The sequence below is a fragment of the Psychrobacter sp. van23A genome (genome assembly GCF_030845275.1).
Classification (GTDB): domain Bacteria; phylum Pseudomonadota; class Gammaproteobacteria; order Pseudomonadales; family Moraxellaceae; genus Psychrobacter; species Psychrobacter faecalis.
In genome coordinates, this window is record NZ_CP132595.1 from 1,207,689 (window position 1) to 1,221,711 (window position 14,023).

Annotated in this window: 8 protein-coding genes; 6 read left to right on the top strand and 2 right to left on the bottom strand. The window is 44.2% G+C overall.

Translation table 11 applies throughout. From position 1 onward, the window contains the following. Positions 1 to 144 precede the first annotated feature (144 nt). The 6 genes from RAH45_RS05250 to RAH45_RS05275 all read left to right on the top strand — a co-directional run bounded on the left by RAH45_RS05250 (position 145) and on the right by RAH45_RS05275 (position 9,530). Complete coding sequence (locus RAH45_RS05250) at positions 145 to 1,296, top strand: acyl-CoA dehydrogenase family protein (protein WP_306495724.1); 1,152 nt, start codon at positions 145 to 147, stop codon at positions 1,294 to 1,296. Between the two features lie 81 nt (positions 1,297 to 1,377). Next, positions 1,378 to 2,586, top strand: coding sequence for an acetyl-CoA C-acetyltransferase (locus RAH45_RS05255; protein ID WP_306495726.1), 1,209 nt, complete (start codon positions 1,378 to 1,380; stop codon positions 2,584 to 2,586). A 57-nt stretch (positions 2,587 to 2,643) separates the two neighbouring features. Next, positions 2,644 to 4,815 carry a 3-hydroxyacyl-CoA dehydrogenase NAD-binding domain-containing protein gene (locus tag RAH45_RS05260; RefSeq protein ID WP_306495727.1) on the top strand — a complete coding sequence of 724 codons (2,172 nt, stop codon included), beginning with the start codon at positions 2,644 to 2,646 and terminating at the stop codon, positions 4,813 to 4,815. 4 nt (positions 4,816 to 4,819) lie between these two features. Further along, positions 4,820 to 5,878: a CaiB/BaiF CoA transferase family protein gene (locus RAH45_RS05265; protein ID WP_373429185.1), complete on the top strand. Its 1,059-nt coding sequence runs from the start codon at positions 4,820 to 4,822 to the stop codon at positions 5,876 to 5,878. 359 nt (positions 5,879 to 6,237) lie between these two features. Beyond that, positions 6,238 to 7,920, top strand: coding sequence for an NAD-dependent malic enzyme (locus RAH45_RS05270; RefSeq protein WP_144296318.1), 1,683 nt, complete (start codon positions 6,238 to 6,240; stop codon positions 7,918 to 7,920). A gap of 848 nt (positions 7,921 to 8,768) precedes the next feature. Further along, positions 8,769 to 9,530, top strand: a complete 762-nt coding sequence (locus RAH45_RS05275) for an IS5 family transposase (protein WP_306495729.1) — start codon at positions 8,769 to 8,771, stop codon at positions 9,528 to 9,530. Positions 9,531 to 9,669: 139 nt separating this feature from the next. On the opposite strand, the gene ppc is transcribed toward RAH45_RS05275, so the two are convergent. Together ppc and RAH45_RS05285 are read right to left on the bottom strand one after the other, a co-directional pair. Next, positions 9,670 to 12,450: a phosphoenolpyruvate carboxylase gene (gene ppc / locus RAH45_RS05280; RefSeq protein ID WP_306495730.1), complete on the bottom strand. Its 2,781-nt coding sequence runs from the start codon at positions 12,448 to 12,450 to the stop codon at positions 9,670 to 9,672. A 90-nt stretch (positions 12,451 to 12,540) separates the two neighbouring features. Continuing rightward, positions 12,541 to 13,989 (bottom strand): alanine/glycine:cation symporter family protein, encoded by a 1,449-nt coding sequence (locus RAH45_RS05285; protein WP_306495732.1) that lies wholly within the window; start codon positions 13,987 to 13,989, stop codon positions 12,541 to 12,543. Positions 13,990 to 14,023 lie beyond the last annotated feature (34 nt).

Here is a 14,023-nt window from a genome sequence, read left to right on the forward strand (position 1 = left end):
TATTACTCTTAATAAACGTTAGTTTTAATCGTATCAATTTCATTATTTTTTAATTTATGTTTTTTAATTTATGTTTTTTAATTTATGTTTTTTAATTTATGTTTTTTAATTTATGTTTTTTAATTTATGTCAAGGATGACCCGTATGAGTATCAAAGCATTTCCAGCAAAATGGATGACTGAAGAACACGAAATGGTATATGACAGTGCGCTAAAAATGTTTCAAAGCTGGGAGGACAAAGACGAGCAGTGGCGCGAGAACGGTATGATTGACCGCGCGGCTTGGGAAGAGGCCGGCGAGATGGGCTTTTTATGTGCGTCAATACCAGAGGAGTACGGCGGCGGTGGCGGTGATTTTGGTCATGAAGCCGCGATTCTTTTGGCGCAGGCGCAGGCGAACCGAGCCAGTTATGGCGGTATGGTGCATTCAGGTATCGTGGCGCCATATATCTATAAGCTTGGAACTGAAGAGCAAAAAAAATCATTGTTGCCTAAGATGGCGACGGGCGAATATATTGGTGCTATTGCGATGACTGAGCCGACGACGGGCTCTGACCTGCAGGCCATCAAAACTTATGCGATAAAAGAGGGTGATGACTATATCATTAATGGTTCAAAAACCTTTATTACCAATGGTCAGCATGCCAATATCGTGCTATTAGCTTGTAAGACAGACCGCGATAAGGGCGCACAAGGCGTCTCGCTGATTCTTGTTGAGACCGACGATTTAGAAGGCTTTACACGTGGCCGTAACCTAAAAAAGACGGGTCTTGCTGGACAAGATACTTCAGAGCTTTTCTTTAGTAATGTGCGTGTGCCACAAAAAAACGTACTAGGCGGTGTCGAGGGGCTCGGCTTTATACACATGATGCAAGAGCTGCCGCAAGAGCGCCTGATTATTGCTTTAAGTGGCTGCGGCGCGATGAAACTGGCATTAGAGCTGACGCTTGAATATGTCAAAGAGCGTGAAGCCTTTGGCAAGCCAATTTGGCAATTCCAAAACACGCGCTTTAAGCTCGCTGAGGTACAAGCGGATTATTTAGCGGTAAAAGCCTTATGTGATTCAGCAGTTGAGGCGCAAATACAGGGTAAGCTTGACGCCGCGCAAGCATCCTTAATCAAGTACTGGGTGACAGAAAAACAGTGTAAAACGATGGATGAATGCTTACAGTTATTTGGTGGTTACGGTTATATGTCAGAGTACCCAATCGCTCGTATGTATGCCGATGCTCGCGTACAAAAAATCTACGGCGGCACCAATGAAATCATGAAAGAGCTGGCCTCGCGCTTTATGTAATCGCTTATGAGTGAGCAGAATGCGCGCTTCTCAACACTTCCTTATTTAAAACTAGCTACTTAAAAATTAAAGGGATTTATTATGACCCAGACCGCTTATATCTATGATGCGATCCGCACTCCACGTGGTAAAGGAAAAAAGGATGGCGCTTTGCATCAAGCATCGCCGATTTGGTTGACACGTACGCTACTTAAAGAGATGCAGCAGCGTTATCACTTAGATACCAGCCTCGTCGATGATATCGTGCTGGGTTGTGTAACGCCAGTCGGTGAGCAAGGCTCTGATATCGCTCGCATCGCTGCTCTCGATGCAGGCTGGGATCAACGTGTAGCAGGGGTGACATTGTCACGCTACTGCGCCTCAGGCCTTGAATCTATCAACCTTGCTGCTGCCAAAGTCATGTCCGGTATGGAAGACATGGTCGTCGCAGGCGGCGTTGAGTCTATGAGCCGCGTACCGATGGGCTCAGATGGCGGTGCTTGGTATATGGATCCACGCGTTAATGATGCGACAGGTTTTGTCCCACAAGGGGTTGGCGCTGATACTATCGCAACCCTAAAGGGCTTTAGCCGCAGCGATGTTGATGAGTTTGCCACCGAGTCACATAGAAGAGCCGCCGCCGCTTGGGAAAAAGGCTATTTTGATAAATCAGTGGTGCCTGTTAAGGATATTAATGGTTTATTACTATTAGACAAAGACGAAACCATTCGTCCAAATACTGATGTTGCCACTTTAGCAAAGCTCAATCCGTCTTTTGCTATGCCCGGTCAGATGGGTTTTGATAGCGTTATTTTGGATAAATACACCACGATTGAAAAAGTAAACCATGTGCATCATGCTGGCAACTCATCAGGTATCGTCGATGGTGCTGCGATATGTCTTATCGGTAGTGCGGCCGCTGGGGACAAAGCTGGACTTAAGCCACGAGCGAAGATTACTATGGCAGCGGTCATTGGCTCAGAGCCTTCTATTATGCTGACAGGTCCGACACCAGCTTGTAAAAAAGCGCTAGATAAAGCAGGTATGCAAGCGTCTGATATCGACCTATGGGAGATAAACGAAGCCTTTGCTGCTGTTCCGATGAATACCGCTAGCGACTTTGGTATTTCATTAGATAAAGTCAATGTTAATGGCGGTGCGATTGCGATGGGTCACCCACTCGGCGCAACAGGTGCGATGCTAATGACGACGGTGCTTGATGAGCTTGAGCGCTGCGATTTAAAAACCGCCATGGTTACGCTATGCGTCGGCGGCGGTATGGGGATTGCAACTATCATTGAGCGTGTATAAAAACATTTAGCAAAAACGATTATAAAAATGATTATGGATGATTAACAAGGATTTAAAATGAGCACCAATAGCGTAGATGCCATCAATGCATTAAAGAATTTTTCTGCCCAATCTGATAATGGAATTATCACCGTCACTATCGACCAAACCGAGCGTAAGATGAATGTCATTGGAGAGGGCTTTAATGATGCCTTTGCTACAATAACGGATACTTTTATCAATGACCAAGACGCAAAAGGCCTAATTCTAACGTCTGGTAAATCAACCTTTGTGGTTGGCGCAGATATTGACCAATTGACTACTATTGAAACGGCCGAGCAAGCCTTTGACTTGGTTGAGGACTTAAAAACTAGCCTGCGTAAACTTGAAACTTCAGGTAAACCAGTGGTTGCTGCCATTACTGGTACGGCACTAGGTGGTGGTTTAGAGCTGGCGCTAGCCTGTCATTATCGCATCGCTATTGACTCTCCTAAGACCAAACTTGGTTTGCCAGAAGTTAAGCTTGGCTTGTTACCCGGCGGTGGTGGTACGCAGCGTCTACCGCGTTTGATTGGTATTCAAAAAGCCCTTGAGCTGATGACCCAAGGTAAAGTGCTGCGTCCACAGCAAGCGCTAGAAATTGGCTTTATCGATGACGTGGCTCATGACAATGACGAGCTTATCAGTAAAGCAAAAGCGTGGATTAATGACAATCCAAAAGCGCAGCAACCATGGGATAAAAAAGGCTTTAAAATCCCAGGCGGTGACAGCAATCATCCAAAAGTGGTGCAAGTATTTTCTATGGCCCCAGCGATGGCCAATCAAAAATCCCACGGCAACTATCCTGCGATTACCCATATTTTATCTAGTGTGTTTGAAGGCTGCTTAACCGATATCGACAACGGCCTTAAAATCGAGTCGCGTTTTTTTGTCGCCTGCGTGTTATCAGACGTATCCAAAAACATGATTAATAGCCTTTGGACGCAGCTCAATAGCATTAAAAAAGGACAATCACGCCCGCAAGGGTTTGAAAAATATAAAGTCAGCAAAGTCGGTATTTTAGGTGCTGGCATGATGGGCGCTGGTATCGCTTACGTTTCAGCTAAAGCAGGTATGGAAGTGGTATTGCTCGATACGGCCATTGAAGGTGCCGAAAAAGGCAAAAGCCACTCTACTAAGCTGCTAGACAAAGCCATCAGCCGAGGACGTTCAACAGAGGCCAAAAAACAAGCATTATTAGACCTTATCAAGACCACCACGTCTTATGATGATTTAGAAGGCTGTGATTTAATCATCGAAGCTGTTTTTGAAGATGTAGATATTAAAGCAGAATGTACGCGACAATCTGAAGACGTTATTCCAGAGACTGCCGTTTATGCTTCTAACACCTCAACCTTGCCAATCACTGAGCTTGCTAAAGCCAGCAAACGCCCGAACCAGTTTATCGGTCTACATTTCTTCTCACCGGTTGATAAGATGCCACTCGTTGAGATTATCGTTGGTGAAAAAACCGACGATGCCACGCTAGCAAAAGGTTTTGATTATGTTGGTCAAATTGGCAAGACGCCCATCGTTGTCAATGACAGCCGCGGATTTTATACATCGCGTGTTTTTGGCACTTATGTGTCAGAAGGTATCGTCATGCTAGGCGAGGGTATTCACCCGCGCAGTATTGAAGTGGCTGGTATGAAGTCTGGTATGCCGATGCCGCCGCTCGCATTACAAGATGAGGTGTCACTCAGCCTGTCATTACACGTGATGCAGCAGACTAAAAAGGCAATGGAAGCAGAAGGTAAGACTTTTACGCCGCATCCTGCGATGTCAGTAGTAGAAAAAATGGTCAAAGAATTTGGCCGCGAAGGTAAAAAGGTGTCTAAAGGCTTTTATGATTATCCAGAGAATGGTGAAAAACATCTATGGACTGAGCTCACTGAACTATATCCAACGACAGATGAGCAGCCCTCGCAGCAAGACTTGGTAGACCGCTTGCTTTACGTGCAAGCCAATGAGACTGCCAAATGCTATGAGGAAAACGTCGTGCGTACGGTGGCCGATGCCAACATCGGCTCTATCTTTGGTTGGGGTTTTGCGCCAAACCAAGGGGGGACGCTACAGTTTATCAACTCAGTAGGTGTTGATAAATTTGTCGCGCGTAGTCGTGAGCTGGCACAGAAATATGGCGCACGTTTTGAGCCTGCGCAGCTATTAGTGGAAATGGCGGCAAAAGGCGAGGTTTTCTCAGATGACTGAATCGATGGTTAATCGAGCAGATGCTATGAAAGACTGCTTACAAGGGCTGCGCGTCGTTGATTTGACGCGCAACCTGCCTGGGCCATTTGCGACCAGATTGCTTGCGGACTTAGGCGCGGACATTATTAAGATTGAACCACTCAATGGCGATCCAGCCCGCGCTTTTGGGGATTTGTTTACTGCCCTTAATCATGGCAAAACCACTTTAAAAGTTGACTTTCGTGACTCGCAAGGTATTGAGACTATCAAAGCGCAAATCAAGGATAGCGACGTGATGCTCGATAGCTTTCGCCCTGAGGTATTAGAAGGTATGGGGCTTGATGCCAAAACCTTGCATGCCATTAATCCAAAGCTGGTCATGGTATCGATTACGGGCTATGGCATGGCTAATAGCGATGGCATCACTCATGATTGGGCGCATAAAGCCGGTCATGATATCAATTTTATGGCGATGAGCGGGGTGCTTGACCAGCTCAAGACGGCAGATGGCGAGCAGGCAATGCCCAATGTTCAGTTTGCAGACTTAGCAGGCGGCAGTGACACGGCAGTGATTGCTCTATTAGCGGCTGTATTTGCAGCCCAGCGTACGGGGAAAGGTCGCCACGTTGCGGTCAGTATGACGCACAGCTTGTATCAGCATCTGGTCATGCCAAAAGCGACTGGAAAACTGGTTGCCAGCTTTTCTGGCAAAAACCCAGAGCCGCAACAGGATTTCTTAGGCGGTTTATTACCTTGTTATCGGTTGTATAGAACTTCCGATGATCGCCATATGGCGGTGGGTTCACTAGAGCTAAAATTCTGGCAAGGGCTGTGTGAAATATTAGAATTGCCTGAGCTTAAAGATGTGCATTGGCAGCGTGGGATTATGCCCAATACCAAGGGCAGCCAAGAGGCAGCACAAGTGGTTGCCGATACCTTTGCCAATCAGCCTTTAAGCCATTGGCAGCAGGTTTTTGCATCCAACGATGTGTGCGTCACGCCAGTATTGAGTTTAGAGGAGGCAAGAGCACATCCTTTGTTTGCCCACCAAGATGAGTACGGTGCCACACTAGGTTGGCAGTAAGGTAATGAAGTTGAAGTAACAGCATTGTTAGTGAATCAGTTAATAGCTTAATCATTTAGCCACTTAATCTCTTAACCATTATATTTTTAGCATCTACGGCATTCTTAAGCGACTGAAAAAACATTCCTCTTTTGCGTTAACCCCTTTATGAACTTATCACTATTGGCGCGGTAATCGACTCATTGCATGCAATTTTAGAGAAAACGGCAGTATTTCTAGGCAAATGTATAAGCAATCAAGTTTAAAGCCGTACTGACTCAAAATGATTTGTTATCTATTGTTAAACATGAGCGGATGCTAGGTATAATGCAGCCCTAGCATCGTTTTCACTCATACGTCCTTAATAAGAAGATTTTATTATGTCAAACAAGCGTCCCTTATATATTCCTATTGCTGGCCCCGCGCTATTAGAAACCTCTTTATTGAATAAAGGTAGTGCTTTTTCATCAGAAGAACGCGATAGCTTTAATTTAACAGGGCTATTACCACACAACATTGAGACGATTGAAGAGCAGTCTCTGCGGGCTTATCACCAACTGCGTTCATTTACCAATACGATGGATAAGCACATTTATTTGCGTAATATACAAGATACCAATGAGACCTTGTTTCATCATCTGGTTGAGCAGCATATTGAGGAAGTCATGCCGCTCATCTACACGCCAACGGTTGGTCAAGCTTGTGAAAAGTTCTCGCAAATTTATCGCCGGAAACGGGGCTTATTTATCTCCTACCCTGAGCGTCATAAAATCGACGATATGCTGCAAAACGCCACCAAACAAAATGTCAAAGTGATCGTTGTCACTGACGGTGAACGTATATTGGGCCTTGGCGACCAAGGTATTGGTGGTATGGGCATTCCTATTGGCAAATTGGCGTTGTACACAGCTTGCGGTGGCATCAGTCCCGCTTACTGTCTGCCTATTCTGTTAGATGTCGGTACCAATAACCAACAGCTACTTGACGATCCTATGTATATGGGTTGGAGAAATCCACGCATTTCTGGCGAGGAATACAATGAATTTGTCGATTTATTTATTCAAGCCGTTAAGCGTCGTTGGCCAGAGGTTTTATTACAATTTGAAGATTTTGCTCAAGGAAACGCCACGCCGTTATTAAATCGTTATCGTGACCAGTTATGCTGTTTCAATGATGATATTCAAGGGACTGCTGCGGTTTCGGTCGGCGCTTTGATTGCCGCGTGCCTCAATAAAGGTCAAAAACTCAGTCAGCAAAAAATAGCTTTCTTAGGGGCAGGTTCTGCGGGCTGCGGTATTGCTGAGCATATCATTCGCCAAATGCAGCGCGAAGGCTTAACCGAAGAGCAAGCGCGCAGCCAAGTATTTATGGTTGACCGTTACGGTTTGCTCATCGATAGCATGACAGAGCTACAAAAATTCCAAGAGCCACTGGTGCAAAAACAATCAGCAATTGAACATTGGGATAAGAGTCAAAAACTCGGTTTAGCGCAAGTGGTGAAACAAGCAAAAATAACGGTATTGTTCGGCGTGAGTGGACAAAAAGGTTTGTTTACTCAAGAGGTGATCGAGTCCTTATGTGCTAATACTGAACACCCAATTGTACTACCGCTTTCAAACCCGACCTCTCGTGTGGAAGCCACACCGCAAGAAGTGATGAACTGGAGCCGTGGACGCGCCATTATCGCAACGGGTAGCCCTTTTGCTCATACCACTTTTAACGGTCAGTCTTTTGAGGTTTCTCAATGTAATAACAGCTATATATTTCCTGGTATCGGTCTTGGTGTTCTCGCAGCAAGGGCGAGAGGTATCAGCGACAATATGTTAATGGCGGCAAGCCAAGCGCTTGCAGATATATCAATGGAGTACGAAAAAGCGCCCGGCGCCATACTACCGCCAATTAAAGTTATTAAAGAGATCAGTAAAAAAATAGCCTATGAAGTGGCACTGCAAGCGGTCCAAGATAAGCTGGCATTACCTATCACAGCGGAGAACCTACAGCGCCGACTGGAAGCGAATTTTTGGTTGCCTGAATATCGCAATTATCGTCGTACTTCTTTCTAGTTTTTAGAAGGTGTTTATAGGTAAACGATAAATAAATAGTAGATAGCTGGTTCTAGGCTAGGGCATGTCCTTGCTTGAACGCTAACTGAAATTTGCTAAATACAGTTGGTCGGTTGCGGCTGATTTGGTTTAGCATAAAAAAGCAATTAGTTCAGCAGGTACATCGGCGTCTTTTTATAGTTATCAATCATTCATTAAAATCGTAAAAGCCCTCTACGCTATTTTATATAGCGTAGAGGGCTTTTTGGTTTCTTAGGTAGCTTTTTATTATTTTTATACCAACGTCATGGTATTAATTTCTATATAGTTTGCCATCTACCTATATGTTCTGACATTTCTAAAATTCCCATAAAAAAAGGCTTGCTGCATCGCTGCGAACAAGCCTGATTTAAAATGTGGTGGGCCCAGTAGGACTTGAACCTACGACCAAAGGATTATGAGTCCTTGTTTTTACAACAACAATACACAATGGATGGCGATAATTAGCTGCAATTATTGTCTGAAAGCCTTTCCTATTAAAGGATTGGATTAAAAGATAAATATACCTATCAACAAGTAGATATGCGTATCAATAAATTTAGAGTATCAAAATAGTATCAAATTAATAGTATTGATACTCTCTAAAAGTCTAAATAGTTATGGCTGCTATCTACTGATACTTAACAGTAAGGGACAAGTATTCAGTTCAAACCCGAATATTAACAATACCATCTGAGAAAAGTGATTTCATACCTAAGTCTTCTACACTATACAAATGATAGGTGCTGTATAGAATTGAGGAAGCATTGAAAAACATAAGCAACGCCTTACTCTACTGTTTACCACAACAAAGAAATAAGGCATCACTTATGACTCGCACCAAGCTCAACGATGAACTTTGGCACAAGCTATTTATTATATTGCGACAAATTAACGTATATAACAAGCCCAATCTAAGACGTACCGTTGAAGGCATGCTGTACCGCATAAGAGTAGGCTGTCCATGGCGAGACTTACCTTCTTATTTCGGTCATTGGTCTCGCATATATCATCAATACCGTTATTGGCGTAAAACCGGTAAATGGCAAAAGCTCATGAAAATAATCACAGCAAACTATGATAGTGAATGGTTATTTATAGACGGTAGCGTGGTCAAAGCTCATCAGCATAGTTCAGGTGCAGCCAGTCATCTTGATGAGGCCATTGGTAAAAGTGTTGCAGGTAATAGCAGCAAACTGCACTTAGTGGTCGATGCTTGTGGTAACCCTATACATGTTGAGCTGACAGGTGGGCAAGTGCATGACGCTAAGATAGCAAAGACGTTGATAGATAGCACGATTAATAACCAGACTAAAGCGGTGATTGCAGACAGGGGCTACGATAGTAGTGATATTAGAGAGTGTATCTTCAAGCACTGTGCTGAGTCAGTCATACCCGTTAAGTCGAACTCTAAAAATAGCAACAATGACACACTAGACTGGTATTTGTATCGTTGCCGTCACTTGGTAGAAAACGCTTTTGCTAGGTTGAAACATTTTAGGGGCATTGCCACGCGATATGATAAGCTCAAAGATAGCTATGCAGCAGCAGTAATGCTTGCTTGTGTCTTTATCTGGTTGCCACTCATTTGAATTCTATACACACCCTACTAGCATAGCTCAGATATCTGAATTAGCTGACCCTTACACCTTTTCAACCTTCTTAATTTAATTAAAGGAAGTCAATGTATTTAGGTCATAAGTTAGATATCTGAACGTAATTCTCTATTAATTAACCCGTATTGCGTAGACCCGCTGCCAACGCATTGATACTACGGATTAATGGATCTTCAACATCAAGGTCGCCATGGCTAACATCATCTATAGTCTCTTTTTGTCTAGCACGTTTTAACAACTCTATTTGGATGTAATTCATTGGATCTAAATAAGCATCTCGCCATTGCAGTGATGCGGCAAGGTTTTGCTGATGCGCCAATAACGATGTTTGGTTGAGCAAAGAATTTAAACCTGAGAAGGTTAGGTGATGCTCATCGATTACTGCTTTCATAATCTGTTCACGTAACCTCGCATTGTCACATAATTGGCTATAAGCCTGAGCAATGCTCATCTCAGACTTAGTAAAAGCCATTTCAATATTGCTAATAAATACGTTAAAAAATGGCCAGCAACTGTTCATCTCTCTCATTAAAGCTTCGTCTTCTTTAACGCTATGAAGAGCACTACCTACGCCATACCAAGCTGGTAGGGTAAAGCGCGCTAAAGACCAACCAAACACCCAGGGAATCGCCCGCAAGGTTGTCTTACTAGGCAGACCTTTGTTACGGTGCGCGGGGCGTGAGCCGATATTTAATAAAGAGATTTCTTGCACTGGCGTCACTTGTGAATAGAACTGATAAAACCCTTCGGTATGGTCCGTAAGCGTACGATAACTTTGTTCACCCGCATCTGCTAAACGTGCAAAGAGTGCTTCATAAGTTGGCAGCTCAGGTGGCTGCACTACAAATCTTGTTGAGCACGCTTTGAGGGTACCAGTGATGCCCATGGTAAGCTCAAATACAGCGGTATCGGTGTTGGCATATTTGGCATAAAGGACTTCACCTTGCTCAGTGACTTTAATTTCTCCATGCAGTGTCCCTGCGGGCTGAGCGGCAATTGCATTATGTGTTGAGCCGCCACCACGACTGACAGAGCCACCACGGCCATGAAACAAGCGGGTTTTGATACCATATTCCTCAGCGATACGGTTAATGGTTTGCTGCGCGCTATACAGCTGCCATGCAGAGGTGATAATACCGCCATCTTTTGATGAATCTGAATAACCCAGCATGATTTCTTGCGTGTTATCTAAGTGTTGCAGCAACCCTCGATAAAGCGGATTATCCAAGACGGCAGGTAAAATCTTATCGATATTTTTAAGGTCTTCGATGGTTTCAAACAAGGGTGCGACGGGTAAGTCAGCGGACAGTTGCCCTTCGTCATTCACTGTACATAAGCCTGCAAAGCGCATGAGTAGTAACACTTCTAATAATTGACTGGCGTTATTGGTCATTGATATGACGTAACTGCCGAAAGTATCTTGCCCGACCAGTTTACGTAAGGTTGCCACAGAGTTCATCAAAGCCAATTGTTCGCGTGTTTTATCACTCAAGTTATCGGTATAAATGAGCGGTGTACCGGGCTTTTCAAGTAAGCGCGTTAGCCATTCTTGGCGCTCGGTTTCACCCAGAGTCTGATAGTCTGGTAAGTTCGAGGCATTGGCGAAAATATCAGCAATCACTTCACTATGATAAGACGATTCTTGGCGAATATCGAGCGCTGCTAGATGAAAGCCGCAGGTTTTGACCAGACGAATCGTATCAAGTAATAAGCCGTCACTATGTGCTTTGTCATGAGTATTGACACTTTTTCGGATGATGCGTAAATCTTCTAATAACTCTTGTGGGTTGGCGTAAGCATCGTGTGCGGCGTCGAGGTCTGTACCTTTACTTTGAATGTGGCGATTGGTCGCTTTTACTTTGGCAAGGATAATCGATAACAACCTTCGATACGGCTCATTGTTGTAATCGTCAGGATTATAATAGAATACTTTTTGATTGAGAGTGGTGTACTCTTTTATACGAGTATAAACGTTTGGCGCAATCTTAATAATCGTATCACTGTGAATCAGTTCACGACGCAGTTTTTTTAGCAGTACTTGATAATGACGCAGCACGGTATCGGCATGCATCAATACCGCCATTTCTGTGGTGTCATGAGTGACAAAGGGATTGCCATCTCTGTCGCCACCTATCCAAGAGCCAAAACTCATAAAGGCAGGTAATGGGTAGTCTGTTAGCTCAGGATAGATATCGATAATGGCGTCTTTAATATTACGATAAACCTTTGGAATGGCATTGAATAAACTGGCATTAAAATAATGCAGGCCATTATTGATCTCGTCATAGACTAAAGGCTTACGCGTACGCACTTCATCCGATGACCATAGTAAATCAATCGTCTGCGCCGTTTTTTCTTTTGCTTGCTCGTAGGCAAAGCTGTCTTCTGCAAGATTGTTTAAGGCGTCGCTATGCGTAAACAGACTCTGCAATAGATTCATGGTCGTACGGCGGCGTGCTTCAGTAGGATGCGCGGTAAAGACAGGTATGAATTTTAGCTGTTCAATCAGCTCTTGCATCTGAGTAGGTTCAATATTGCGCTCACGACATTCAAGCAAGGTGCGGCGAAACGAGCCTTCCCAGCTTTGCTCGGATTGCATACGCAAGGCATGACGCTGCTCGCGTAAGTAATTTTCTTCACTTAGATTTGCTAAAAAGAAATAGATAGAAAAGCTACGGATGACGTTTTTTAAGGTTTGATTGTCTAACGAGGCAATAAAGTCGATGAGTTGTTGTTTGTTCGCTTCGTTAGGCGCGCGGCGTTGTTGGATAAAACCTTTACGCAGAGTTTCAATCGTATTAAGTGTTTCTTCGCCCGTCTGCCGAGAAATCGCATCTCCTAGGAATGAGCCTAATAAGCTGATGCGTTCACGTAATACGTCATTATTTATAGTCATCCTTAACCTTCTCGTTAAATTAGTGGGTGAAATAGTCCTGATAGGCTAATTTATATCGCAGTCTATTGTTTAAAACAATAGGTAAGACCATTATTTATGACCATGTTCATCACTGTAGCCTATCCAGAAGTCTGCATTATCCACGCCAGCCTTTCTAGGATCAAAGATAGGATTAACCCCTAACTTCATCTGCGCATCGTAGTCTTTGAGCACCTTTAATGCAGTTTTGCTTAGGAGTAAAATGGCGATAAAGTTTAGGTAACACATACTGCCAAAGCCAATGTCGCCTAGCGCCCACATCATACCGACAGATTGGACACTGCCTGAGAAGCAAACAATTAAAAAAATCAGTTTTAGTAAGTGCTTAAAGATGGGGTAGCGCAATTTGTTATCCAAATAGACCAAAGTAGTTTCGGCAATATAGTAGTAGGCAATCAAACACGTGAATGCGAACAGGAAAATAGCAATAGCGACAAATCCACTACCGTATTGGCTAAAAACAGTAGATACCGCTGCTTGTGTAAATGCAGTGCCGGCCTCAATGCCAGGCATATTCTCGACCAGCGCCACCCCTTCTGGGGTAGTTACGTTATACATTCCGGTTGATAGAATCATCAAAGCGGTAGCGGTACAAACGAGTACGGTATCAATGTAGATAGAAAAGCTCTGTACCAATCCTTGCTTAGCAGGGTGAGAAACTTCTGCTGCGGCTGAGCTAAAAGTAGCTTCTCCAGCCCCGGCGACATTAGAGAATACAGCGCGACGTACGCCCCATGAGATAGCAGTACCGACCATGCCGCCGAATATAGCATCCATACCAAAAGCACTTTTGAAGATGAGCGCAAACATAGAAGGAATATTGTGAGCATTAAAGGCCAACACAATGACCATCATAACAATGTAGCCAATGGCCATGACCGGAACCACTTTGCCAGCGAAACTAGCGATACGCTTGACGCCACCAAATATGATTATGCCTAGCAGTACGACAATTAGGATACCAGTCACGAATGGAGGGATGTTAAATGCGGTACTAAAAGAATCCGCGATAGTATTTGCCTGAACCCCAGGCACTAGCACGCCATAAGAGAGACAGGTCACGACAGCAACGACGATAGCAAAAGGCTTTAGCTTGAGACCTTTTTCAATATAAAACGGTGAGCCACCTCGATATTGATCGTCTACCTTATGCTTATAAACCTGTGCCAAAGTGGACTCAATAAAGGCACTGGCGCCGCCCAAAACTCCCATGACGATCATCCAAAATACCGCCCCAGGGCCACCAGCTGCTATAGCCGTTGCGACCCCAGCAATGTTACCGACACCGATACGCCCGGATAAGGCCATACAGAAAGCCTGAAACGAGCTAACCCCTGCTGATGAGGTTTGCTTATCGAATAACAGCTTGATCATCTCTTTAAAATAGCGAATCTGCACAGCGCGGGTCATGATAGTAAAATAGATACCGACGCCTAACGCAAGATAGACCAGCGCGTCGCTCCAAATATACCCGACGATGGTATTAATGATGTTTTCCATAACTTTACTTCCTTGTAATGTTTTTGGCTACGTT

Coding starts and splice junctions, on each gene's coding strand:
- RAH45_RS05250 (WP_306495724.1), top strand. CDS start 145: ATGAGTATCAAAGCATTTCCAGCAAAATGGATGACTGAAGAACACGAA.
- RAH45_RS05255 (WP_306495726.1), top strand. CDS start 1,378: ATGACCCAGACCGCTTATATCTATGATGCGATCCGCACTCCACGTGGT.
- RAH45_RS05260 (WP_306495727.1), top strand. CDS start 2,644: ATGAGCACCAATAGCGTAGATGCCATCAATGCATTAAAGAATTTTTCT.
- RAH45_RS05265 (WP_373429185.1), top strand. CDS start 4,820: ATGGTTAATCGAGCAGATGCTATGAAAGACTGCTTACAAGGGCTGCGC.
- RAH45_RS05270 (WP_144296318.1), top strand. CDS start 6,238: ATGTCAAACAAGCGTCCCTTATATATTCCTATTGCTGGCCCCGCGCTA.
- RAH45_RS05275 (WP_306495729.1), top strand. CDS start 8,769: ATGACTCGCACCAAGCTCAACGATGAACTTTGGCACAAGCTATTTATT.
- ppc (WP_306495730.1), bottom strand. CDS start 12,450: ATGACTATAAATAATGACGTATTACGTGAACGCATCAGCTTATTAGGC.
- RAH45_RS05285 (WP_306495732.1), bottom strand. CDS start 13,989: ATGGAAAACATCATTAATACCATCGTCGGGTATATTTGGAGCGACGCG.